General features: G+C 42.3%; 21 protein-coding genes and 1 tRNA gene. 12 read left to right on the top strand and 10 right to left on the bottom strand.

Annotated features, from left to right (window positions below; translation table 11 throughout):
• The first annotated feature begins 21 nt into the window (after positions 1-21).
• Positions 22-1,125 carry a DNA replication/repair protein RecF gene (recF, locus tag DXD68_RS15060; RefSeq protein ID WP_122362373.1) on the top strand — a complete coding sequence of 368 codons (1,104 nt, stop codon included), beginning with the start codon at positions 22-24 and terminating at the stop codon, positions 1,123-1,125.
• The gene (locus DXD68_RS15055; RefSeq protein ID WP_007654102.1) at positions 1,122-1,415 is read left to right on the top strand and encodes a DUF721 domain-containing protein; all 294 of its coding nucleotides are present in this window, start codon (positions 1,122-1,124) and stop codon (positions 1,413-1,415) included. Before recF ends, DXD68_RS15055 begins: the two co-directional genes overlap by 4 nt.
• On the opposite strand, the gene DXD68_RS15050 is transcribed toward DXD68_RS15055, so the two are convergent.
• The 4 genes from DXD68_RS15050 to DXD68_RS15035 all read right to left on the bottom strand — a co-directional run bounded on the left by DXD68_RS15050 (position 1,405) and on the right by DXD68_RS15035 (position 6,212).
• Entirely contained in the window at positions 1,405-1,890 is a 486-nt protein-coding gene (locus DXD68_RS15050; RefSeq protein ID WP_233577181.1) for a 5-formyltetrahydrofolate cyclo-ligase, read from the bottom strand. The genes DXD68_RS15055 and DXD68_RS15050 overlap by 11 nt on opposite strands.
• A complete protein-coding gene (locus tag DXD68_RS15045; RefSeq protein WP_122362371.1) occupies positions 1,883-3,604 on the bottom strand; it encodes a S41 family peptidase in 1,722 nt (573 codons plus the stop codon). The genes DXD68_RS15050 and DXD68_RS15045 overlap by 8 nt, the downstream gene beginning before the upstream one ends.
• A gap of 12 nt (positions 3,605-3,616) precedes the next feature.
• Positions 3,617-4,051 (bottom strand): dCMP deaminase family protein, encoded by a 435-nt coding sequence (locus DXD68_RS15040; RefSeq protein WP_007654099.1) that lies wholly within the window; start codon positions 4,049-4,051, stop codon positions 3,617-3,619.
• Positions 4,052-4,136: 85 nt separating this feature from the next.
• The gene (locus tag DXD68_RS15035; protein WP_122362370.1) at positions 4,137-6,212 is read right to left on the bottom strand and encodes a M3 family metallopeptidase; all 2,076 of its coding nucleotides are present in this window, start codon (positions 6,210-6,212) and stop codon (positions 4,137-4,139) included.
• Positions 6,213-6,785: 573 nt separating this feature from the next.
• Here DXD68_RS15035 and DXD68_RS15030 point away from each other — a divergent pair.
• The 3 genes from DXD68_RS15030 to DXD68_RS15020 are packed head-to-tail and all read left to right on the top strand — an operon-like array spanning position 6,786 to position 11,331.
• Complete coding sequence (locus DXD68_RS15030; protein WP_122362369.1) at positions 6,786-8,726, top strand: glycogen debranching enzyme N-terminal domain-containing protein; 1,941 nt, start codon at positions 6,786-6,788, stop codon at positions 8,724-8,726.
• A gap of 14 nt (positions 8,727-8,740) precedes the next feature.
• A complete protein-coding gene (locus tag DXD68_RS15025) occupies positions 8,741-10,009 on the top strand; it encodes a glycosyltransferase family 4 protein (protein WP_122362368.1) in 1,269 nt (422 codons plus the stop codon).
• A 17-nt stretch (positions 10,010-10,026) separates the two neighbouring features.
• On the top strand, positions 10,027-11,331 hold the full coding sequence (locus DXD68_RS15020) for a glycoside hydrolase family 57 protein (RefSeq protein WP_122362367.1): 1,305 nt from the start codon (positions 10,027-10,029) through the stop codon (positions 11,329-11,331).
• A gap of 64 nt (positions 11,332-11,395) precedes the next feature.
• On the opposite strand, the gene DXD68_RS15015 is transcribed toward DXD68_RS15020, so the two are convergent.
• Entirely contained in the window at positions 11,396-12,775 is a 1,380-nt protein-coding gene (locus DXD68_RS15015) for a DUF4270 domain-containing protein (RefSeq protein ID WP_122362483.1), read from the bottom strand.
• Positions 12,776-12,789: 14 nt separating this feature from the next.
• Positions 12,790-13,608, bottom strand: coding sequence for a glycogen/starch synthase (locus DXD68_RS15010; RefSeq protein WP_122362482.1), 819 nt, complete (start codon positions 13,606-13,608; stop codon positions 12,790-12,792).
• Positions 13,609-13,709: 101 nt separating this feature from the next.
• Here DXD68_RS15010 and panC point away from each other — a divergent pair, with 101 nt between their 5' ends.
• The 6 genes from panC (at position 13,710) to DXD68_RS14980 (ending at position 18,994) form a co-directional block, all read left to right on the top strand.
• The gene (gene panC, locus DXD68_RS15005) at positions 13,710-14,549 is read left to right on the top strand and encodes a pantoate--beta-alanine ligase (RefSeq protein ID WP_122362366.1); all 840 of its coding nucleotides are present in this window, start codon (positions 13,710-13,712) and stop codon (positions 14,547-14,549) included.
• A 169-nt stretch (positions 14,550-14,718) separates the two neighbouring features.
• Positions 14,719-15,069 (top strand): aspartate 1-decarboxylase, encoded by a 351-nt coding sequence (gene panD / locus DXD68_RS15000; protein ID WP_122362481.1) that lies wholly within the window; start codon positions 14,719-14,721, stop codon positions 15,067-15,069.
• 111 nt (positions 15,070-15,180) lie between these two features.
• Positions 15,181-16,503, top strand: coding sequence for an MATE family efflux transporter (locus DXD68_RS14995; RefSeq protein WP_122362365.1), 1,323 nt, complete (start codon positions 15,181-15,183; stop codon positions 16,501-16,503).
• 79 nt (positions 16,504-16,582) lie between these two features.
• Positions 16,583-17,908: a signal recognition particle protein gene (ffh, locus tag DXD68_RS14990; RefSeq protein WP_122362364.1), complete on the top strand. Its 1,326-nt coding sequence runs from the start codon at positions 16,583-16,585 to the stop codon at positions 17,906-17,908.
• Positions 17,909-17,926: 18 nt separating this feature from the next.
• The gene (gene folD / locus DXD68_RS14985) at positions 17,927-18,823 is read left to right on the top strand and encodes a bifunctional methylenetetrahydrofolate dehydrogenase/methenyltetrahydrofolate cyclohydrolase FolD (protein WP_122362363.1); all 897 of its coding nucleotides are present in this window, start codon (positions 17,927-17,929) and stop codon (positions 18,821-18,823) included.
• 97 nt (positions 18,824-18,920) lie between these two features.
• Positions 18,921-18,994, top strand: a tRNA-His gene (locus DXD68_RS14980).
• A gap of 26 nt (positions 18,995-19,020) precedes the next feature.
• Here the strand turns inward: DXD68_RS14980 and DXD68_RS14975 are convergent.
• Together DXD68_RS14975 and DXD68_RS14970 are read right to left on the bottom strand one after the other, a co-directional pair.
• A complete protein-coding gene (locus DXD68_RS14975; protein WP_122362362.1) occupies positions 19,021-19,608 on the bottom strand; it encodes a Crp/Fnr family transcriptional regulator in 588 nt (195 codons plus the stop codon).
• Positions 19,571-20,959, bottom strand: a complete 1,389-nt coding sequence (locus tag DXD68_RS14970) for an MATE family efflux transporter (RefSeq protein ID WP_122362361.1) — start codon at positions 20,957-20,959, stop codon at positions 19,571-19,573. Before DXD68_RS14970 ends, DXD68_RS14975 begins: the two co-directional genes overlap by 38 nt.
• 294 nt (positions 20,960-21,253) lie before the next feature.
• Here DXD68_RS14970 and DXD68_RS14965 point away from each other — a divergent pair, with 294 nt between their 5' ends.
• The gene (locus DXD68_RS14965; protein ID WP_122362360.1) at positions 21,254-23,746 is read left to right on the top strand and encodes a TonB-dependent receptor domain-containing protein; all 2,493 of its coding nucleotides are present in this window, start codon (positions 21,254-21,256) and stop codon (positions 23,744-23,746) included.
• A gap of 215 nt (positions 23,747-23,961) precedes the next feature.
• Here DXD68_RS14965 and DXD68_RS14960 read toward each other — a convergent pair whose 3' ends face one another.
• Both DXD68_RS14960 and DXD68_RS14955 read right to left on the bottom strand, forming a co-directional pair.
• On the bottom strand, positions 23,962-24,666 hold the full coding sequence (locus tag DXD68_RS14960) for a LytR/AlgR family response regulator transcription factor (RefSeq protein ID WP_122362359.1): 705 nt from the start codon (positions 24,664-24,666) through the stop codon (positions 23,962-23,964).
• 1 nt (position 24,667) lies between these two features.
• Positions 24,668-25,717, bottom strand: coding sequence for a sensor histidine kinase (locus DXD68_RS14955; RefSeq protein WP_122362358.1), 1,050 nt, complete (start codon positions 25,715-25,717; stop codon positions 24,668-24,670).
• Positions 25,718-25,722: the final 5 nt, after the last annotated feature.

The raw sequence follows: 25,722 nt of genomic DNA, 5'->3' as shown, positions 1-25,722 counted from the left end.
TGTACGATTAATACGGTACAGATGATACTCAAAAAGCTTTCTATTCTTAATTATAAAAATATTCTTCAGGCGGAAGTCGCTTTCTCACCCAAAATGAATTGTTTCTTTGGAAATAATGGGATGGGGAAGACGAACCTGCTGGATGTGGTCCATTATCTTTCGTTTTGCAAGAGCCATATAAATACGCCTGATACACAGATCATCAACAACGATCAGGATATGTGTGTCATTCAGGGAGCGTATGATTATGAGGGAAGGACGGAGGAAATCTTCTGTGCTATCCGTCGTCGGCAGCGGAAACAGTTCAAACGGAATAAAAAGGAATATGATAAACTGTCCGAACATATCGGCTTGCTGCCTTTGGTTATGGTTTCACCGGCGGATTCGGATTTGATCCGGGGTGGGAGTGATGAACGCCGCCGCTTTCTGGACCTGATCATTTCTCAACAGGACAAACAATACCTGCATGCCCTGATACAGTATAACAAAGCGTTGCTCCAACGGAATGTACTTCTCAAAAATCAAAGTATGGATGCCTCGTTGTATGAAGTGTTGGAAATGCAGATGGGAATGTACGGACGGATGGTTTTTGAAAAGAGGCAGTTGCTGGTCGAGAGTTTTATTCCTATCTTTAATGAATATTACCAGACGATCTGCCGTTCGACGGAACGGGTCGGTTTGCATTATATCTCGCAGTTGGAGGAGAAAGATTTGTCGGAATCGCTGGCTGCCAACAGGGAACGTGACCGGATTTTAGGATATACTTCCAATGGAATACACAAGGATGAGCTGGAAATGACTTTGGATGAGAACCTGATTCGCAGGGTCGGTTCTCAGGGACAGAATAAGACGTACCTGATCGCTTTGAAGTTGGCTCAGTTTGCTTTTCTGGCTCAGAAAGGGAATACGACTCCGATCTTGTTGCTGGATGATATCTTTGACAAACTGGATGCCTCACGTGTGGCGGAGATCATTAAGCTGGTGAGCGGCGATGGTTTCGGGCAAATATTTATTACGGATACGAACCGTAAATATCTGGATGAAATATTGCAGGCGATGAATCATGACTATGCTTTGTTCAAAGTAGAACAAGGTGAAGTGCAACCTATGGAGGAGGCGGAATGAAGCGGAAGAATACACAAGCAATCGGTGAAGTTCTGAGAGATTTCTTTGAAGATAATACGGAACTGTATGAAAAGATCCTGGAGATCAGGGTTGAACGTGCCTGGAAAGAGGTGCTCGGACCGATGGTTATGCAGTATACGCGCAATATATATGTACGCGATCATATATTATATGTATCGCTGACTTCTGCCGTATTGAGGAGTGAGCTTACTTTATGCCGTGAGCGGCTGGTGAAGAGCCTGAATGAATATGCCGGCGCAACTGTTATCCATGATATCATTATCCGGTAATAACTTCCTTTTCTGTAATGATCATGTCCATTTTCTTGTCGAAAGGTTCGATTGGAATCATGTCCTGTAGCTGAAAGTCGAAACAAATTCCAATTTTAGGCACTTGTAAAGTCGATAATAGCCGGTCGTAATATCCTTTGCCGCGTCCCATGCGGTTCAATTGGCGGTCGAATGCCACGCCGGGTACAATAATCAGATCGATATCCGTTTCCGGGACTGTCGTTTTCGGATCGATCGGTTCCAAAATGCCAAAAGCTCCGGGTTTTAAAGTATCGAGACCTTTGTAAGGTAATAAACGCAGATCGTTACCGACAACTAACGGCAGGAGAAGTTGTTTTTTATCAAACCATTTTTCGAGTAAACCGGCAGTCTGCACTTCTCCGGGAATGGCATTGTATAAAGCGATGCAGCGAGCCTGCCGGAAGAGTTCAGTCTCTTCCAGCCGCTTCTGTATTTTATCTGAAAAATCAAGCAGTGTAGTCTTCTCGTACGAGCTCTTTAGCGAGGCTATGTATTTTCGAAGGTGTTGCTTGGATTCTTGCAATTCCTTTGTCTGCATCTTTTTTCTCTAAAGTAGGAATGGATTTCCCTTCGTTTATGATTTGGATGGCACGAAGTAAGGTCGGATCGTCTTTCAGGAAGATCGGATAGAATCCGGCTTCGTCGAAGAAGTTCCGTACGATATAGGCCTGCAGTTGGTTTTCAATCAGTTTGCCGGAGATGTTGATCAGGTTCGGACGTTTCTTGATACCTTTGGATGCTGCAAAGTTCGTGAAGTCATACAACAAGGGTTGAGACTGTAAATATTTGTACAGATCCTGATAAGTCTTGAATGATGATAACTTTTCACGATTCTGATCAGAATATTCCAAAACATACAGGTAAAGTGTTCCGCTGTTCACAATGCTGGTGAAATAGGTTGTGATTCCACTTGTGTCACGCGGAATGAAAATATCCGGCATGATACCGCCGCCGCCGTATACAGTTCGTCCGATCATGGTGTGATACTTTTCTGTGTGCGTATTTTTAATACTGTCGGCAGAATCAAATTCACCATGAATGAAACGGTTATACAAATCCTGGTCATAGTCGGCAGAGTCTCCCAATTTATAATCTTTTTGGATGCTTCGTCCCGACGGTGTATAGTAACGGGCGATGGTCAGCCTGATCTCAGAGCCGTCGCTGAGTTTGATCGGCGATTGAACCAGGCCTTTTCCATAGGTACGGCGGCCGACGATCAGTCCACGGTCGTTATCCTGAATAGCTCCGGAGAAGATTTCGCTGGCGGAAGCCGAGAACTCGTCTGTCAGGACAACGATCGGAGCTTCCTTGCAGGTGCCGGTTCCATTGGTATATACGTCGTTTCTAGGGAAAGCTTTACCTTCCGTGTAAACGATGAGCCGTCCTTCCGGCATGAACTCGTTGACCATATTGATGGCAGCATCCATATAACCTCCGGTGTTTCCGCGCAAGTCGATAACGAAGGAGCTGCATCCTGCTTCTTTCAGCTTGGCAATTGCCGTGATAAACTCGTTATAGGTTGTCCGTCCGAATTTGCTGACTTTGATATACCCGATACCTTTGCTGACTTCGTAAGAAACATCCACGGAATTAACCGGAACATCGCCGCGTGTCACATCAAAATAAAGCAGGTCGGGAACGCCTCCACGCTTTACGCCTAACTTAACCGTGCTGTTCTTCGCACCGCGCAGGGTACGCATGATTTTCGCCTGGCTGGTATTGTTGCCGGAATAAATAGAGTCGTTAATCGTGATGATACGGTCAAACGGCAATAATCCGGCCTTTTCGGCTGGACCTTTAGGGATGACGCTGATCACCAGGATAGTATCTGTCTGCATATTGAATGAAACCCCGATACCGCTGAATGAACCTTCCAGGTCTTCGTTTACGATCGTTGCATCTTCGGCAGGAATATAAACGGAGTGAGGATCCAGTTCGCTGAATATTTTAGGTATTGTGCCTTCCACCAGCTTCCCCATATTGACTGTATCGACATATTGTTCGTCGATAATATCGAGTATGGCATTTATTTTATTTCCACTGGAAAACATCCGGCGTTTGCCATGTTGAGTAAGAGAAAGATAATTGTTCCCGATAAAGATACCGAGGGCAATACTTGCTGCAATGATAACAGGTAACCAAATGGTTAACCTTCTGTTTTTGTCCATAAAAACGTATATTTATTCGTTTATATCAATATAATCTATACTAATACCAGCGCGCTGCAATAAATTGCATCCGTCTTCCATCCGGTATTTTTCTGAATATACAACACGCTTAATGCCCGATTGGATGATCAGTTTGGCACATTCTATACAAGGTGCCGAAGTCACGTAGATCGTAGCTCCTTTGCTGCTGTTAGAAGATGCTGCCACTTTTGTAATGGCATTCGCTTCCGCATGTAACACATAGGGTTTGGTTACATTGTTTTCATCTTCACAGACATTTTCAAAACCGGCAGGTGTTCCGTTGTATCCATCGGAAATAATCATCTGGTCCTTAACTATCAGTGCACCGACCTGTCGCCGTTTGCAATATGAATTTTCGGCCCAGACTGCAGCCATTCTCAGATAACGTTTATCCAGTTCATATTGCTTCTCTGTTTTTTCGCACATGGTTTACCTGATTTTGTACTTATTATTTTAGCTGGCAAAGGTAAATATAATTGATTTAACTATTGTATGTTTAGCTATTTTTATATCAATTGCCATTCGCTTTCGGTTCAGCCTGTTTGATGCCGTTTCTGATAAGCAGTGCGTCGATGGTCGGTTCCTGTCCGCGGAAACGTTTATACAAGACTGCCGGGTCTTCCGTTCCTCCTTTGGAAAGGATATTTTCCCGGAATGACCGGGCTGTTTCGCGGTTGAATATCCCGTTTTTCTTGAAGACGGAGAATGCGTCGGCATCCAGTACTTCGGCCCATTTGTATCCGTAATACCCGGCAGCGTATCCTCCGGAGAAGATATGTCCGAAACTGCTGCTCATCAATGTACCCGGGACTTCAGGGACAATAACGGTGTGTGCCCATGCCTGTTTTTCGAAAGCGATCACATCTCCTTCAAACGGTTCCGTCTGTGTATGCCATGCCATATCGAGCATGCCGAAACTTAACTGGCGGCAACAGAAATACCCTGTGTTGAAATTAGAAGCATCGACCAGTTTACGGATAAGTTCCTGCGGTATCTTTTCTCCCGTTTCGTAATGTACGGCGATCTGATCCAGAAATTCTTTTTCCGTCAACCAGTTTTCCATCAACTGGGATGGGAGTTCGACAAAATCACGGTACACATTGGTTCCGGAAAGGCTGGCATATTTTCCTTTGGCCAGCATTCCGTGCAAGGCATGTCCGAATTCATGCAAAAGTGTATTTACTTCATCGAAAGTCAATAGAGACGGTTTGGTCTCCGTCGGGCGCGTGAAGTTCATCACGATGATGATCTGGGGACGGCTGTCATTACCGTCGGCCTCGCTATATTGTTCCTTGATGCTGTTCATCCAGGCTCCCGATTGTTTCCCGTCGCGCGGATGGAAGTCGGTATACAGGATGGAGAGAAACTTACCGTCGGCATCATATACTTCGTAGGCATCGACTTCCGGATGGTAAACGGGTATTTCCTTGTTTTCCTTGAAAGTGATACCGTATAACTGTGTGGCAAGTCCGAATACTCCGTTTTTAACATTGTTCAGTTCGAAGTACGGGCGCGTCATCTCATCGTTTACATTGAAACGGATATCTTTCAGTTTTTCGGAATAATAGCTCCAGTCCCAGGGCATAACGGTGATGTTTTCCTTTTCAGCTCCCATGGCAAAACCTTGAACGGCATTGTATTCGTTGACGGCAACCGGTTTATAGGCCTCCAGCAATTGTTCCAGTAAATGGTAAACATTGGCTGGCGTTTTAGCCATTGTTCTTTTAAGCGAATATTCGGCGTATGTGCTGTGTCCCATCAGCCGGGCTATTTCCAGCCGGATATTGACGATCCGGCGAATGATTTCTTTGTTGTCATATTCATCGCCTTTGTTTCCGACACTCATATATTCCCGGTACATCGTTTCGCGTAACGGGCGTAAAGCCGAGTAGCGCATGAATGGAACGTAGCTGGGAGCAGTCAGGTTAAACAGCCAACCTTCTTTCCCTTTCTCTTTTGCCCGGTGGGCCGCAGCTTCACGTATGCTTTCGGGCAGTCCTGCCAGGTCTTTTTCATCGGTAAGGAGTAATTCATACCTGTTTTTATCTTTTAGCGCGTTTTGATCGAAAGTCAGGGATAGTACGCTCAGGTCTGTACTGAGTTTGCGGTATTTCTCTTTATCATCCGCGCTCAGGTTGGCACCGCGAACAGAAAATGATTCGAAAGTATCTTCCAGTAATTTAGCATCTTCGGGCGAAAGAGCGAGTTGTTCTTTCTGTTCGTAAACAGTTTTTACCCGTGCGAATAATTTTTCATTGAGAAATATATTGTTGGAGCTTTCCGACAGCTTTGGGGATACTCTTTGTGAAATATCCATCATTTCGTCATCTGCTTCTGCATTGAGTATATTAAAAAAGGCCGAACTCACTTTTTCCAGTAGTTTGCCGCTACGTTCCAGGGCTACAATTGTATTTTCAAAAGTAGCAGGTTGGCTGTTATTGGCAATATCCTGTATTTCCTGATCCAGTTGCCGGATGCCTTCCTCAAAAGCCGGTTCGTAATGAGCCGTCTTTATTTCGTTGAAAGGCGGAGTTTCGAAAGGGGTATTATATCTTTGAAAGAATGGATTATTTACTGTCTGTGTCATATTTCTTATACATTATATATTATATAATCGTTTCTTCTTATGAATAGTTTATTTGTGGGTACAAAGATGGAAAAAAATACCTGTTTTGACGAAACAAACATCTATGGATTTATAGATTTATAATTCGATATAATTTGTTGTCGATAATTGTGGGCAGGCTTGTTGACAGTTGTCGACAGGCTTGCCCACAATTATCGACAACCAGTTATATCAGCAGAAAATATTGTTTAGATCCTTTATTTTGTATCCTTTCCAGGGGAATTGTTGCTCTTGAGTTCTCGTGCTCATTCGCGGGTTGTCTCTCTAATGCTTCTTTTTTTCGATACTCTAAGATATTCATTGAGTATAGCCTTTTCTTGTTTTAACATTTATTTATGTGTTTGATAACACATTCAGAGTCGTGGCTTGATTTCTAAATGGTTATTTATCAATGTTTCTAGATATTTTTTTAAAAGGAGTTTCTAAATAAATATGAAAGTGAGTTTGTTTTTTTAGTTTTTATGTGATACATTTGATCGGAATATCATGACATTTTAATTATATAAGCATAAACTTAAAACCAAATATAAAATTATGAGTTATCTTAAATTTGACAAGACTCTTATGACAAACCTGGAGGAGTCTCTACCCAGGGAGATTCTTCGTACGAATCGTTCGGGAGCCTATCACTGCACAACTATCGCGGATTGTAACACGCGAAAGTATCATGGATTACTTGTCATTCCGGTGCCAGAACTAGATGATGAAAACCATGTGTTGTTATCATCGTTGGATGAAACAGTTATACAACATGGGGCTGAATTTAATTTAGGTCTTCATAAGTATCAGGGTGATAATTATAGTCCGAACGGACATAAGTACATCCGTGAGTTTGAATGTGAGAAAGTGCCGACCACTATCTATAGGGTAGGTGGAGTTGTTTTGAAAAAAGAAAAGCTTTTTGTTCATCACGAAAACCGAATTTTGATTCGATATACGCTGCTGGATGCACATTCTGCTACAACGTTGCGCTTACGTCCGTTTTTGGCGTTTCGCAGTGTACGTCAGTATACGCACGAGAATGCCCAGGCCAGTCGTGAGTATCAGGTTGTCACAAACGGTATCAAGACATGTATGTATCCGGGATATCCCGAATTGTATATGCAGTTAAATAAAAAGAATGAGTTTCATTTTCAACCGGACTGGTATCGAGGTATCGAATATCCGAAAGAGCAGGAGAGAGGATATGATTTTAATGAAGATCTCTATGTGCCCGGATATTTTGAAGTAGATATAAAGAAAGGTGAAAGTGTCGTTTTCTCCGGCGGTGTTTCCGAGACGAATACACGTGCGTTGAAAAAGACATTTGAAGAAGAGATGGAAGAGCGTACTCCGCGCGACACATTCAAACATTGTCTGATCAATGCTGCCCACCAATTTTTGAATAAGCAAGGTGGTGAATATTATATCCTGGCCGGTTATCCCTGGTTCAAGTGCCGCGCTCGCGACATGTTTATATCTTTGCCGGGACTGACGCTGGCTATCGACGAAAAGTCTAAATATGAAGTCGTGATGGAAACAGCCCGTAAAGCTGTGTATGCTTTCATGAATAATGAGCCAAGCGACCTGAGAATCTATGAAATGGAGCATCCTGACATTTTGCTTTGGGCTGTGTGGTGTATCCAGCAGTATGCTAAAATGGTGTCGCGTGATGCATGTCGTGAGAAATATGGTGTATTGTTGGAAGATATCATGGCATTTATTCGCAGCAACAAACATCCTAATTTGTCTTTACTCGACAACGGTTTGCTGTATGCTCGCGGAACGGAGAAGGCCGTTACATGGATGAACTCTACCGTCAACGACCGGCCTGTAATACCGAGAACTGGTTTTGTCGTAGAAATAAATACTTTATGGTATAACGCCCTACGCTTTACCGGTGAATTACTGGGCGAAGCCGGAAATGAAAATTTAAGCACAGAATTGTCTGCTTTGGCAGAAAGAAGCGGCAAGTCGTTTGTGGAAACATTTTTGAACGAGTACGGTTATTTATTAGACTATGTGGATGGAAATATGATGGACTGGAGTGTACGTCCTAATATGATATTTGCCGTAGCTTTTGATTACTCTCCTTTGAATGCCAGTCAGAAAAAAGGAGTGCTTGATATTGTAACGAAGGAATTGCTTACGCCAAAAGGTCTTCGTTCGTTGAGCCCGAAGAGCGGAGGTTATAATCCGAATTATGTAGGTGCTCAGATTCAGCGCGATTATGCTTATCATCAGGGTACTGCATGGCCTTGGTTGGCAGGTTTTTATTTCGAAGCTTATCTTCGTATTTATAAAATGAGTGCCCTGGGCTTTATTGAACGCTATTTGATTGGTTATGAAGATGAAATGTCATCTCACTGTATCGGTTCTATTTCAGAACTGTTTGATGGTAATCCTCCTTTCAAAGGACGCGGTGCTGTTTCTTTTGCTATGAATGTGGCAGAAATATTGCGAGTGTTATATTTATTGAGTAAATACAATTATTAATAGGAGGAGCCAATATGAAAGTATTAATGTTTGGATGGGAATTTCCTCCCAAAATATATGGTGGTCTTGCAGTTGCATCTTATGGTATCACTAAAGGATTGAGTTTGCAGGGAGATGTGGAAACGACTTTCTGTCTTCCGAAGCCGACCGGAGAAGAAGAAGGCTTTTTGAACATCATAGGTATGAATCAGGTACCTGTTGTGTGGCGTGATGTTGATTATAATTATCTCAAGTCGCGACTGCCTCATTATATGACCCCGGAACAGTATTATGCTTTCCGCGACCATATTTATGCCGATTTCTCTCACATGCATGTCAATGATCTGGGGTGTATGGAGTTTGCCGGAGGTTATCCGGGGAATCTTCATGACGAGATCAATAATTTTTCTATCATAGCCGGTGTTATTGCGCGACAGCAGCAATTCGATATCATTCATGCACATGACTGGTTGACCTATCCGGCAGGCGTACACGCCAAATTAGTGAGCGGGAAACCTTTGTGTATCCATGTTCATGCTACCGATTTCGACCGTTCACGCGGAAAGGTGAATCCAACCGTATATGCGATGGAGAAGAACGGTATGGATCATGCAGATTGTATCATGTGTGTATCGGAACTGACTCGTCAGACGGTTATCCGTGAATATCACCAGGATCCTCGTAAATGTTTTGCTATGCACAATGCGGTTTATCCGCTTTCGCAGGAATTGCTGGATATACCTCGTCCGGAGCATCCGAAAGAAAAAGTGGTTACGTTCCTTGGACGTATTACCATGCAGAAAGGACCGGAATACTTTGTTGAAGCAGCGGCTTTAGTGTTGAAGCGTTCACGCAACATTCGCTTCGTAATGGCGGGTTCGGGTGATATGCTGAATGCCATGATCAATATGGCTGCCGAACGTGGTATTGCCGACCGTTTCCATTTCCCGGGTTTCCAGCGCGGACGCCAGGTGTATGAAGCGTATAAAAACAGTGATGTGTTCGTGATGCCTTCCGTTTCCGAACCTTTTGGTATTGCTCCATTGGAAGCTATGCAGTGCGGAACGCCTTCTATTATCTCAAAGCAGTCCGGATGCGGTGAAATTCTTGATAAAGTGATTAAAACGGATTATTGGGATATCAATGCAATGGCCGATGCTATTTATTCTATTTGTACGAACGAGTCTCTTTTCAAATATCTTCAGGAAGAAGGAAAGAAGGAGGTCGACAGCATTACATGGGAAAAAGTCGGTTTGCGAATCCGCGCACTTTACGAGGATGTTTTAAAGAATTACGGTAAATAATAAAACAATAACTAGATATGAAAACAATCTGTCTTTATTTTGAAATACATCAAATTATTCATCTGAAACGTTATCGCTGCTTTGATATAGGTACCGATCATTACTATTATGATGATTATGAAAACGAACGCAGTATCAGTGATATTGCAGAACGTTCGTATATTCCTGCTCTGACAACCTTGCTTGAAATGGCAAAAGAAAATAACGGAGCATTTAAAGTGGCATTTTCAATTTCAGGTGTGGCAATGGAACAGTTGGAAGTGTATGCTCCTAGAGTGATCGAATTGTTGCATCAGTTGAATGAAACCGGTTGCTGCGAATTTTTGTGTGAACCTTATTCACATGGTTTGTCTTCATTGGCTAACGAGGAGTGTTTCCGGGAGGAAGTAGACCGTATGAAGAAAAAGATCAAACAGGTATTCGGACAGACTCCGAAGGTATTCCGTAATTCAAGCTTGATTTATTCGAATGACATCGGTGCCTTGGTTGCCAGTATGGGATTTAAAGGTATGCTGACGGAAGGTGCTAAGCATGTATTAGGCTGGAAGAGCGCTCATTATTTATATCATTGCGCTTACAATCCTAATCTGAAGCTTCTGCTTCGTGATTTCAAGTTGTCGGATGATATCAGTCTGCGTTTCTCTAATTCTGACTGGAGTGAGTATCCGTTATTTGCTGATAAATATATGGATTGGGTTGCTGCATTTCCTGAAGAAGAGCAGGTGATCAATATTTTTATGGAGCTTGGTGCTTTGGGTATTGCACAACCGTTGTCTTCTAATATATTGAGCTTTATCAAAGCATTGCCGGCATGTGCGAAAGAAAGAGGTATTACATTCTCTACACCGACGGATATCATTACAAAGTTGAAATCAGTAGATCAGATCGATGTACCTTATCCAATGTCATGGATAGATGAAGAAAGAGATACTAGTTGCTGGTTAGGTAACGTGATGCAGCGTGAAGCATTCAATAAGCTGTATAGTGTAGCAGAACGTGTCCATCTGTCTGACGATCGTCGTATCAAGCAAGATTGGGATTATCTGCAGGCAAGTAATAATTTCCGTTTCATGACTACAAAGAATACGGGTATTTGGTTGAATCGCGGTATTTATGATTCTCCGTACGATGCATTTACGAACTATATGAATATCCTGGGTGATTTTATAAGTCGTGTCAATGCTCTGTATCCGATCGATGTGGACAATGAAGAATTAAACTCTCTGCTGACAACGATCAAGAATCAGGGAATAGAGATCGAAACGCTTCAGAAAGAAGTTGATAAGCTGAAGAAAAAGCTTGCTAAGAAGTCTGAAAAATAAAATTATGCTATAAAAAAACGGATAATCTTTTTAGATTATCCGTTTTTTTATGACTTTAAAATTACTACTTGTAATCTGTTGTTGTTATAATGATCCGTGTAGCATCCTCTGTTTTAAGCAACTTTACACCGGAAGGCAATAAATAGTTGTTTATTGCCGTTGTGTACGGTTGGGAATTTCCCCAGTAACTATCATTTTGAGCTGTAATGCGTTCAACAGGCACCAAAAGCAATACCATATCTTTATCCGGATTGTTCTTTATATGTTCCTGCATCAAATTAGAGACGTTTCCAAATGAATAAGAACGACTGCTGGAGTTATAGCTGGCACGGAATGCTGTTTTGCTGTCTTCTATTTTATTATTGACAAAGAAAGTTGCTAAAGAGTCTTTAGGCAACAATAATAAATTAGCCGGAGCACTCAATGCCCATTGCCAGTCTTCCTGAGGCAACGCTTTTATTGTCAAAGGTATATTATTGATAACGCGGTCTCCAATTCTCTCTACAATATCCTTAGCCGGAATAGTCAACTGCGTATATACACCGGCAGGAGTTTTCAGATAGGTGATCGAATCATTTGGCTGCAACAGCGGAGTCAAATCTGTATTCTTGAAACGATTCAACTGTAAAACTTCTTTGGTTACATTGAACGTTTCACTGGCACGTGCCGTGGAATCCTGTCCCTGGCTACCCTTCAATGAATATTTGTAATAGATAGAAATCGAAGAATAGCTGATCTGCAGAATATTTCCACTACCGTATGTGTTTGTTACATATAAGCCCTGGAAGAATTTATTGAAATTTTCCTGACTGGAGAATGTTCCGGGATTATTGACTGATTCATCATAGAACTTCTGACCAAAGTCCTTCGGCATTCGGATTGTAATGGTCGGAATATAAGTAGAATCACCTTGTGAATTCACAGCATAACGAACACTGTCGGGCACCGAGTTGTCGTATGCCGTATACGTCTGCATACCCAGTGACTTCTGCATATCGCAATATTCCAGCGGATCGAAGTTTGTATAAAAATCCCTTTCCGGTTCTTTGTTTATCTCATATATTTGAACGCGCATAGGAGCTAATGAATCACCCACCCAAGCTCCGTTTTGATAGATAATATTAAATTCGACAGAGTCAATCTGACCGTTGATTGGTTTCTGTTGGAATTTGAAATCATCCGGACAGTAGAACTGGCAGATGTAATCAGATTTCACATTACCATATAACGGATCATAAAACTCGCCGAGTAGTCCATTAGTAGTTCTTGCATATACCGAATCCATCAGCAAGGTTGTCGCTTGCATCTGAAAGGTATCTACATATACGGGCATTTGGTCTCCGTCAGGCTGAATTGTCGAGCCAACCAGATTCAAATCATCACTACACCCACTCAGGATTGTTATTCCCAAGCCCAGGCCAATTAATAAAGGCTTGATATTCATCATTTTTCTCTCACTTATTTAGAATCTAATACGACATCGTAAAATTCGTTGAATGCATCCATATAAGTTTCCGGCGATTGATAAGGAAGGAACGGAGTGTCCTTTTTAGTGGCGATATAATCCAGAATATCCTGGTTGATCGTTTCACTGCCTTGTATCACACCGTCTGCCATATCGATAGCTAGTTTAGTCAGGCCGACAAAGCTGGTATCAGCTTTGATGCCTTTCAGATCGCTGTCTTTTGCACCGTCAGTTTTCAGCTTGTGAGCCAGTTCTTTTCTTAACGGTGAATTAAAGTCATCATTATAAATAGAATAGACTATTTTTGCATTTTTAAGACATGGATCGTCTGCGTACATTCTTTTTATGTATAATGCAGTCAGCGCAGACATCCATCCGTGACAATGAATCACATCCGGGATCCAGCGAAGTTTTTTCACTGTTTCCAATACACCACGTACATAGAAGATAGAACGGTCGTCGTTATCCTCATAATCATTCCCATTTTCATCGCAAACAGTATGTTTACGCTGGAAGAAGTCTTCATTATCAATGAAGTACACTTGCATGCGTGCGGCCTGAATGGATGCTACCTTAATGATCAACGGATGGTCCGTATCATCAATGATAAGGTTCATACCCGACAGGCGGATCACTTCGTGCAACTGATTGCGTCGCTCGTTGATATTTCCGAATTTGGGCATGAAAGTTCTGATCTCGCGACCACGCTCCTGAATGCCTTGCGGCAGATTCCTGCATATCGTTGCAATCTCAGATTCGGGAAGGTAGGGTGTTATTTCTTGGGCTATAAACAAGATTTTTTTTGCATCCATTCTGTAAACTAGTTTTATAAAGACGGCACAAAGATAATAAATTTCTTTCATTTACGGTAATTATTTATTTGCTTTGCACCGTCAATAAGCATCTAAAAAAGATGAAAATAGTAAACAGCATCCAAGAATTGAAGCGTTATCTTGCCGAAGAAAGGCAACATAACAGGAAAATAGGCTTTGTTCCCACCATGGGAGCATTACATAACGGACACTTGAGCCTGGTTAAGCGTTGTGTAGAAGAAAACGATGTATGCGTTGTCAGCATCTTCGTGAATCCGACCCAGTTTAATGACAAAAATGACCTCGCCACTTATCCGCGTACGTTGGATAATGACTGTGCATTATTGGAACCGGCCGGTTGTAATTATGTATTTGCTCCGACGGAAGCGGAAATGTATCCTGAACCGGATACACGTACTTTTGACTTTGGAACCGTATCGGCAGTAATGGAAGGAGCTCGCCGTCCGGGACACTTTAACGGTGTTGCCCAAATCGTCAGCAAACTTTTTTATGCCGTAGAACCGGATAATGCTTATTTCGGGGAAAAGGATTTCCAGCAGATCGCCGTGATCCGTGCGATGGTGAAACAGTTGAACATTCCGGTAAAAATTAATGCCTGCCCGATCCTTCGTGAAGCCGACGGGCTGGCCCTGAGCAGCCGTAATGTCCGATTAACGCCGGAACAACGTCAAAAAGCGCCCCTGATTGCACGTACGTTAAAAGAAAGTACTAACTTTGCAGCCGGAAAAAGCGTGCAGGAGGTGATTGATTATGTAGTGAATACGATCAATGCGGATCCTGTTATGCGTGTTGAATACTACGAGATCGTAGACGGATACACGATGGAGTCGATTAAAAATTGGTCAGATACGACTTATCCGGTAGGATGTATCACTGTATATTGCGGGGATGTCCGTCTGATCGATAATATTAAATATTGAAAGTTGATATAGGATTTGTTTTGTTTCCTCCCGAAGAAACTATTGTTTTGTGCGGGAGAAAATATAGTTTCTTCTAGGAGAAAATATAGTTTTGTCCGGAGGAAACATTTGAAACAAGATGGCTCGTAGTTCTATATCTGTGGATTTGAAACAAAAAAAGTCATATCGTATGTTTATAGAGGTAGTTAAATCAAAGATTCACCGGGTGACGGTAACGGAAGCCAATCTGAATTATATCGGTAGTATCACTATCGATGAAGATCTGCTGGATGCCGCCAATCTGATTCCGAATGAAAAGGTGGCTATTGTGAACAACAATAACGGTGAACGTTTTGAAACGTATATCATTAAAGGCGAGCGAGGCTCAGGCGTGATTTGTCTGAACGGCGCAGCAGCCCGAAAGGCCCAGCCTGGGGATATCATTATTATCATGTCGTACGCCATGATGGATTTTGAAGAAGCCAAAACATTTAAACCGGCTGTTGTGTTTCCTGATACAGCAACCAACAGACTGATATAGAGCATCGGAGCAGCAATTGAAATGTTTTAGAAACAAGAATAAAAAAGCTCGCCGGATGCCGGCGGGCTTTTTTTGTGACCCTGTGTTTTCTTATTGAAATTATTATAGAGTATGTATACGAACAAACAAATCTGGAATGTCAGTTACCCTATCTTTCTAAGCTTATTGGCACAGAACATTATTAATGTGACCGATACGGCTTTCCTGGGAAGGGTAGGCGAAGTTGAGTTAGGAGCCTCCGCGATGGGAGGACTCTACTATATATGTGTGTTTACAATTGCATTCGGCTTTAGTACCGGATCGCAGATCGTGATGGCACGAAGGAATGGGGAACGACGGTATAAAGATGTGGGACCGGTCATGATACAAGGTGTATTTTTCCTTTTGTCACTGGCTGCCGTGATGTTTGCTTTGTCCCGTTTCTTTGCGGGTGATATTATGCGGGTGATGATCTCTTCCGATACGATCCTGATGGCAACGGAAGAGTTTCTCGACTGGCGTGTGTTCGGTTTCTTTTTCTCTTTTGTGAATGTGATGTTTCGTGCCTTGTTCATCGGTATTACCCGGACAAAGGTACTGACATTGAATGCCATTGTGATGGCTTTGACCAATGTGTTGCTCGACTACCTGTTGATATTCGGGAAGGGAGGTTTTCCGGAAATGGGCATTAAGGGAGCGGCTATCGCTTCGGTGGCGGCAGAAGGAGTGTCGATTGTTTTCTTTTTGGTCTATACCCGTTTGACGGTCGATATAAAGAAGTATGCACTGAATCAATTCCGGTCGTTCGATGTCAAATTGTTGAGACGTGTGTTGGATATATCCATATTCACTATGTTGCAGTATTTTATATCGTTAAGTACTTACTTTTTGCTTTTCGTAGCCGTAGAACACTTGGGGCAACGGGAACTGGCGGTCGCCAATATTGTCCGCAGTGTGTATATCGTCCTGCTAATTCCTGTCAATTCTTTATCTACGGCAACCAACTCTTTTGTGAGTAATAGTATCGGTGCCGGACATAAAGATCAGGTTATCCCGATCATTCGCAAGATTGCCGGTATATCATTAGGAATTGTAGCCGTCTGTGTTTTTATCGCCTGTATTTTCCCATCGGCTATATTGTCGATTTATACGAATGATGCCTCTTTGGTACAGGCGTCCATTCCTTCTCTTTATGTTATTTCCGGCGCCTTGTTGATCGCTGCCGTCGCCAATATCGTATTTAACGGGGTGACAGGTACGGGGAATACCCGTTCGGCTTTTGCGATGGAGGTGGTGACGCTTATCTTTTATACGCTCTTTATTTATGTGGCAGGGATGCGTTTACACCTTCCGGTGGCGATTTGTTTCCTGACCGAGGTGATTTATTATAGTGGTTTGTTATTGGCTAGTGTAATTTATTTGAAAAAAGCAGCGTGGCAGAATAAAAAGATTTAGAGGATTACATCCTTTTTCTTACCTTTGCACCCTATTACGTTAGAAATTAGAAAGAAAAAAATAAATACACATACAAATTATGTTTGAAAATTTAAGCGAAAGGTTAGACAGATCGTTTAAGCTGTTGAAAGGTGAAGGCAAGATCACCGAGATCAATGTGGCTGAAACGCTGAAAGATGTGCGTAAAGCCCTGCTTGATGCCGACGTAAACTACAAGGTGGCTAAGTCATTTACCGATACGGTAAAAGAAAAAGCGTTAGGACAGAACGTACTTACGTCCGTTAAACCCAGCCAGTTGATGGTTAAGATCGTACATGATGAACTGGCCAGCCTGATGGGGGGGACAGCTATCGACATCAACCTGACAGGCTCACCAGCCATCATCCTTATGTCTGGTTTGCAAGGTTCGGGTAAGACCACTTTCTCCGGAAAGTTGGCGAATATGCTGAAAACCAAAAGAAATAAGAAACCGTTGCTGGTAGCTTGTGACGTGTATCGTCCGGCCGCTATCGAACAGTTGCGTGTGGTAGGTGAGCAGGTAGGCGTTCCTGTTTATATGGAACTGGAAAATAAGAATCCGGTAGAGATCGCTATGAACGCGATCCGTGAAGCACGTGCAAAGGGTAACGATGTCGTGATAGTCGATACTGCCGGTCGTTTGGCTATCGATGAGCAGATGATGAAAGAGATCGCTGCCATCAAGAGCGCCATCCAACCGGACGAAACATTGTTCGTTGTGGACTCCATGACCGGACAGGATGCCGTTAATACAGCAAAAGAATTTAACGAACGCCTGAACTTTGACGGTGTTGTACTGACTAAGCTCGACGGTGATACCCGTGGTGGTGCCGCCCTTTCTATCCGCACGGTCGTTGACAAACCGATCAAGTTTGTCGGAACCGGTGAAAAGATGGATGCACTCGATACATTCCATCCGGAACGTATGGCCGACCGTATCCTCGGTATGGGTGATATCGTTTCTTTGGTGGAACGTGCACAGGAACAATACGACGAAGAAGAAGCCAAGCGCTTACAGAAGAAGATCGCCAAGAACCAGTTCGACTTCAATGACTTTATCGCTCAGATCCAGCAGATCAAGAAGATGGGTAACCTGAAAGAACTGGCATCCATGATTCCGGGTGTCGGTAAAGCCTTGAAAGATATCGATATCGACGACAATGCTTTCAAGAGCATCGAAGCGATCATCTATTCAATGACTCCGGACGAACGTGTCAATCCGGCTATCCTGAACGGATCACGTCGTACGCGTATTGCGAAAGGTAGCGGTACGACGGTGCAGGAAGTAAACAAACTGATTAAACAGTTTGATGAAACACGTAAGATGATGCGTATGCTTACTGCCGCTAAACCGGGAAGCAAGAAATTTCCTTCATTCAAGAGATAAACATTAAAGATATATAGTATGGAAGACAATAATTATCAATTACTGGACGGAAAAGCGGTCTCTGCTCAGATGAAAAAAGAGATGGCAGAAGAAGTCGCCCAGATCAAAGCGGCAGGAGGTAAGATCCCTCATTTGGCAGCCATTCTGGTAGGTCATGACGGAGGTAGTGAAACTTATGTGGCCAGTAAAGTGAAAACTTGCGAAGAGATCGGTTTCAAGTCTACATTGATCCGTTATGAAGATGATGTGACCGAAGAAGAATTGCTTCGTCGTGTGGATGAACTGAACAACGATCCGGATGTAGACGGTTTCATTGTGCAGCTTCCGCTTCCGAAACATATCTCAGAGCAAAAGATTATTGAGGCGATCGATTATCGTAAAGACGTTGACGGATTCCATCCGATCAATGTGGGACGCATGTCGATCGGTCTTCCTTGTTTTGTTTCCGCTACTCCTGCCGGTATCCTGGAATTGCTGAAACGCTACGAAATAGAAACAAGCGGTAAGCATTGTGTCGTGTTGGGACGCAGCAATATCGTAGGTAAGCCGATGGCTACCCTGATGATGCAGAAGTCATATCCGGGTAACTGTACGGTAACGGTTTGCCACAGTCGTTCAAACAACCTGAAAGAAATGTGCCTGAGTGCGGATATTATTATTGTCGCTTTAGGGGTTCCTGAATTTCTGAAAGCCGATATGGTGAAAGTAGGTGCAGTGATCGTCGACGTGGGTACTACCCGTATGCCGAGCAGTGTGACTAAGAGCGGATATAAGTTGACAGGCGATGTGAAGTTTGACGAAGTAGCGCCGAAATGTTCTTATATTACTCCGGTTCCGGGAGGTGTTGGTCCTATGACAATCATTTCTTTGATGCGTAACACGCTGTTAGCCGGGAAGAAAGCGATTTATAAGTAAAATATTTGTATTTTTTCTTTGAAAAACGCTTGCAGAATAATAAAAAACATCTATCTTTGCACCGTCTTAAAGAGAAATACTCAATGAGACTGAAATGGTGAGCGTAGCTCAGTTGGTTAGAGCATCGGATTGTGGTTCCGAGGGTCGTGGGTTCGAGTCCCATCGTTCACCCAAGATAGAATAAAAAAGCCATCCTGTTAAAGGATGGCTTTTTTATTTTTATTCAGTCCCGCCCGGATCCGGCTGAGTGATTGGGGAGTGACGCCTATATATCCTGCAATCTCTTTCAGCGGCACACTATTGAACAGTTCCGGCATCTTCTTAATAAAAGCCAGATACCGGTTTTCTGCTTTGGGGCTCGACAGGTCGATCAGCAAATCGTCTTCATTGATAAGTATATTCACTAAAAGCTCCTGCATCCATTTCAGAAAAGCCGGAGATGAATCCGACAGTTTTTGTATGGTACTGTTCCTCATTTCGATGGCAATGCTGTCGCTGGATGAACTGATGGTATAGCGGGATGGATGCCCGCGGAAATAACTCCAGGAAGAAAATACAGTTTCACCCGGAATGGAGAACCAAAGCGTTTGCTGTTCTCCGTCGCGTTCGATGTAAGCTCTCCACACACCTTTCTGTATAAAGTAGATCGAATCGTCTGTCTTTCCTTCTCCGATGACCGTGCTCCCTTTCGGGAAATGCAGCGTACGGAGTGCTTGGCGGAGCAATGTTATTTCCGTTTCCTTCAGTTCACACTGTTTGCTGATTCCTTCTATAAATGTTTCCATTGTCACGTACTTTATCCATGATTAATAAACATACAATTACCAGTGTCGTAGCTATATCGCCGGCGGCAACGGCCAGCCAGATACCTTTGACCTCCATCAACAAAGGTAATGTGAAAAAGAATACCACCGGCAATATCCCTCGCAGAATGGTCAGCGAGATAGCCCGTCTTAACCGTTCGATACTCGTATAATACCCGATCATGATGATGTTGATACCGAAAAACAGATAGTCCGTAGCGAATAACGGAAGACCGGTTACTGCATATCTCCATGCGTCGCTTGCCGTATCGGGTATGAAAAGCGATACGATGTTACGGGAAAAACAGGCGAACAAGCCGGTGATGACCAATGCGAATATCAACGTGAATGTCATCGATAAACGCAATGCATTGTCCGACCGTTTCATTTGTCCGCATCCGTAGTTGTAGCTGATAATAGGCTGTGCCGATTGTACCGTCGCATTGAACACCATGAAAATGATCGGGAACAGGTAGCAGATAACACTGTAAGCCGCTACACCGTCAGCTCCCAGGTGATCCATAAAGACATAATTGCCGGCAATGATCATGACCGATAATGTGATTTCGCTGATGAATACAGAGAAGCCGAGTTTGACCATATACCCCACATTCCGTAGTGTCAGCAATAAACTCTTGAAACTCATCTTCAGCCAGACGAATTTCACGGTTACCAAACGTGAACGTCCGAACAGATAAATAAGCATGATCGCTGCCCCTACGAACTCACCGATATCAGTGGCTATTGCCGCACCGAACAATCCCCATTTAAATACAAAAATGAACAGATAGTCCAGTATGATATTCACAATTGTTGCGGCGAGCATTGCCCACATGGATATTTTCGGATTGGCAAGCCGTGTAAAAAACGGCAAAGCAACAACGAGTACAGTGAATGGCAGGCTGATAGAGAACCAGAACAGGTATTCTACAACCATATCTTTCAGATATTCGTCGGAACCGAAAAGGGTCGCTATCCGATGCGGAAACAGGGTAAGCAGCAGTGTTATAATTAAACTGACAACTATCAAGGCTATGACCGATTGGGTCATATTGATATTGGCCACTTTGTATTTGCCCTGTGACAAGTTGATGGAAGTGAGTATCCCGCCACCCATTCCGAACATCAAACCGAGCCCGGCGATGAACATGAAAATAGGGGCTGAGATATTGACTGCCGCCATGGCATCACTCCCGATCCCGTTCCCTACGAATATGCCGTCGACTACAGTGAACAGTGCCGATGCGGCCATTCCTAAAATTGTAGGAAAGAGTAGTCTGGTGAATAACTTTCCTACATCCATTCTTTTAAAATCAAGGCTATCCCTCTGCATATCAATTTGTTTTTAATAATGACGGGCGCAAAGGTAGGACTTTAGATTTCGGCAAAACTTACCAATTGGTAATAAATGAAATATGAAATAAAGTTGTTTTTTCTATTAGAAAAACAGATTTTATAGATTCGGTTTTTTGCTTTAAAAAACAAGGAGTAACTGGAGCTGTGTTTGAGAAACGCTATCAAAAGGTGGCAAATATTTACTTATTTTATTATTTTCTGAATAAACCATTTCTTTTTGTTTTAGTCAAACTGAACAATTGATAAAACGGGAAAAAGATTGATTTAGACAATGATGAAAAAGAAGGTAAGTTTTTTGCTGGCCGGTATGCTTATGTGTATGGCACCGGCTGTGAGTGGAGCAACAATAGACGGAGGAATTAAAGGTACTGTAATAGATGGAGAACTGGGTGGTCCCCTGGAGTTTGTAACTGTCCAGGTAAAGGCAAAAGGTTCAGATAAAATTTTGCAAGGATCTGTCACCGGTAGTGACGGAAATTATACTATTGGCGGGCTGAAGAAAGGGGAATATGTCGTTACCTTTTCTTATATCGGTTATGGAGAAATATCCAGGAATATATCCATTGGGGATAATAGTCAGGTGCTTAATTTGGGGGAGTTGACACTGGAAGAAGATGCCAACCAGCTGAATGAAGTCGAGATTGTTGCCAAAAGACCTCAGATGCGTTTTGAGATCGACCGGAAAGTATTCGATGCTACGCAGGATATTGCTTCCGAAGGTGGTTCTGTCAGTGATCTTTTATCAAATATTCCTTCCGTGGAAGTTGATAATGAGGGGTCTGTTTCATTGCGGGGAAATTCCAGCGTAACGATTTGGATCAATGGTAAAGCATCCGGGCTGACATCTGATAACCAGGCAGATATTTTGGAAATGATGCCTGCAGGGGATATCAAACAGGTAGAAGTGATTACCAACCCTTCTGCTAAATACAGCCCGGAGGGTACGGCGGGTATTATCAATATCATTTTAAAAGATGACCGCAAGCCCGGTTATTATGGAAGTGTAAAGGCTGGAGCCGATACGGATGGTGGTTATCAGGCGAGTGGCAATATCAATTATAGCAGTAGCAAGGTTGATGCTTATGCAAACCTGAACTATCGGAATCGTGAATTTAAAGGGGGGGGTATCACTAGCCGGGAGAATACGACAAATAGTAGTTTTCTCGATCAGACGAACGATTCCAAGCGGCAGCATAATAACTGGTTCGGTCGTTTCGGTGCTACCTGGCATATGACTAAAAGCGATGATTTGTCGCTAAATGTGACTGGTATGACCGGAGGAGGCGATAATAGTGAAACGATCCATTATATTTCTACTGACAGCCAAAGGAATACGCTTTATACCAGCGACCGTACAACGAATGGAGACTCGGATATGAAGATGTATAACCTGGAATTGAATTACGTCCATAAGTTCTCAGATAAAAGCAATATTGACCTGACAGTCAGTAATAATCAATGGAAACGCGACGGAGTGGACATTTTCCAGCAATCGACAACATATACTGATCCCTCCCAGTCTGCGGATCCTATCTATCAGACCCAGGAGAATGACATAAAAGATAAAACCTGGGAAGTTCAGGCTGATTACAGCAATAAAATATCCGAAATGTCACGTATCGAAGCCGGTTATAAAGGAGCTTTCCAGCGTAATGCCAGTCCGGTAGATACCTATACCGGAACGACTGCCGGAAATATCCAGCAGGATCAGACATTATACAATCGTTTCTTGTATAATCAGGATGTACATGCCCTTTATATGACGTATGGTGGCAAGTGGGAGAATCTTAGCTATCAGGCTGGTCTGCGTGGAGAATACTGGCGTGTGGATACCCGTTCGCTGGATTTTGACCAGGAGTTTAACGGTAAACCCTCTGAGAGCTTTGAAAAGGATTATTTTAAACTGTTCCCAAGTGCTTTCATTTCTTATTCTTTACCTAAAAATAATGAATTACAAGTGAATTATACGCGTCGTTTGCGTCGTCCCTGGGGAGGACAGTTAAATTCGTTCCGGAATATCTCCGATGCTTCCAATATCTCTTTCGGTAATCCGGAACTGACTCCGGAATATTCCCACTCTTTTGAATTGAACTATATCAAGTCATGGGAATCAGGACATACGTTATCACTCTCCGGTTACTATCGTTCGACAGATGATGTAATCCAGCGTATCCGTTTCTTGAATACAGAAGATAATGTGATGTATACGACCAGTGAGAACGTAGCAAAATCGCAGGCAAGCGGTCTGGAGATCGTCGGTAAAGACAAATTGTTTAAGATACTCGATCTGACGACAACGGTCAATCTTTATTATTCTAAATTGGATGGCTTTACTTATCTTCCGGCAGGAGCATCGATACCGGTTACCGGAGAGACGGACGAGAGTTTTGCCTGGGATGTTCGTATGATCGCTAATTTGAGTTTGCCGTGGGGAGTGTCTTTGCAGGGGACAGGTAATTACAATTCCAAACGTCTGATGGCGCAAGGATATCGTAAACCGAATTACTCGGTTGATCTCGGCTTGCGCAAGTCGTTCCTGAACGATAAACTGACATTGAGTGTTAATGCCCGTGATCTTTTGGATTCCCGTAAATTCCGTACGATTACTTCCGGTGACGGTTTTTGGCAAGACTCTGAAAACTGGCGTGGTGGCAGACGTGTCGGCTTTACCCTGACTTACAATTTCGGAAATATGAACAAAAAGAAAGATAAGAGCAAGAGCAGGGATAGAAGCGACGATTCAGAAATGTTTGAGATGGAATAATTACAGTTCACCAATAGAAAGTGACCGTTTGTCAAAAAATAGCATAGGAATGTAAAGAGGAATAGCTTTGTACTGTATTTCTGAATCAGGGTTTAAAATTAAAATAACTCAAATATGCAAAGCACATTCAAAAATTTACTTTACATTCCTTTTCTCCGGATTGCGTTTGTTTGTTTTGTTATTTTTATCCCGGTCGTTTGGGGGAGTAAATGTTTTTAGTTTTTGCTTATTAATCGGTTATTGAGTATCAAATGAAAGATTTCATCTTTAAAATTTCGGGCCACGGGTATTTTATATGAATTTATGTTCAACTGATTTCCATCAATGGCATTTATCTGGTTGATATTTACAATATATGAACGATGGGTTTGATAAAAAATGTTCGAGGGTAATGATTCATAGATTTGTTTCAAAGTCGTATACACAACTTCTTTAGATGAGGTTGTCTGAATGATAACATAATTTTCCATGCTTTCAATGAAGAGAATATCTTTGAACATGATTTTCTTTAACTGCTTGTCGCTTTTCACAAATATATAATCATCGCCTTCCTTTTGTTCCGTTTGGAACAGGTCATGAACCCTATTGACGGATTTAAGGAAGCGGTCAAAAGATACAGGCTTCAGCAAATAATCCACTACATCAAATTCATATCCTTTGAGGGCATATTGTTCATAAGCTGATACAATAATCACTTTAGGAGAATTAGTGAGATTTGACAATAATTCTATTCCTGTCATCTCGGGCATTTCAATATCGAGAAAGATCAGGTCAACCTGTCTGGTCTTCAACATGGCGTTTAGCTGAATGGCATCTTCGCATTCCCCGATCAATGTGAGAAACTCTATTTTATCGATATAACCTCGTAAGCCTTTTCTAGCCATGGGCTCATCATCTGTAATAATACATTTTATTTTCATATCAATCTGTATTTATGGTCAATTTAGTGGTAAACTGATTTTCTGTTTGTGTAATATTTAAGTTATATCTGTTGGGATACAGGAGATCGAGCCGTCGCTTCAGATTCTCAATTCCTATCCCTTGACCCTTTTTATTGCTGGAGTTTTGGGATGGAGATATAGAATTTGTTATCTCGAACTGGATTTGATCTCCCTTTAATTTCATTTCAAGCTGTATTTTGTATTCACCCCTTACATATTTAAACGCATTTTCGATCAAAGGCTGAAACAAAAGAGGATGTATTTTCTGCCCTTTCAATCCCGGATCAAAATATAGATCTAAAACAAGCCTTTCACTCATTCGTAGCTGTTGAAAAGCGATGTACGACCTCAGGTAATTTATTTCCTGCTCCATGGTCACTTCCTGTTCTATACTATAGAGTTGATAACGCAACAGGTCTGATAACTGTTCGATACTGAGCTTTGCTTCCTCGTTTTTATCATCTACCTGAAAATAAATGGTGTTTAAAGCATTGAACAGAAAATGTGGGTGGTATTGCGATTTCAGGAATTTCAGCTCGGTTTCTAATTGATCTACTTTAACCTTTTCCAATTGATGGTTTTGTTCAATAAAACTTTTGAATAAAACCCCATTGCGTATTATCGTATAGTAAAGTAGTAAAAGGACAGATCCCATCACGTTGATCAAAGCAGATTCCCTCCATCTGAAAGAAGCCTCATCAAACATATGAGTGATATAAGCCATAATAAATATATGCATGATATTTAAGAGGATGATATTCATCAAAAAAACAAACACATACTCTTTCCAGTTTGCTCTTTTTTCATCTTTGCTCTTATTTATAAAAAAGTGAGCTATTCGCCGAAAAAGATAACTTCCCAGATAAAATGAGACCATCGTTACCCCAAAAGCCTGAACACGGGCTTTTAAAGTAAAAAAACTGAATTCCCATATTCTTTCATCATAGGTGATGTCCACAATAATAAATAAGCAGACTGAAAGCGTTAATGCTAAAAAGAAGGGAATGACCCATTCATGCTTTAAGTTCATGTGTT

The organism is Parabacteroides sp. TM07-1AC, assembly GCF_003480915.1.
Lineage (GTDB): Bacteria > Bacteroidota > Bacteroidia > Bacteroidales > Tannerellaceae > Parabacteroides > Parabacteroides chongii.
This window is presented reverse-complemented; position numbering and strand designations above follow the sequence as displayed.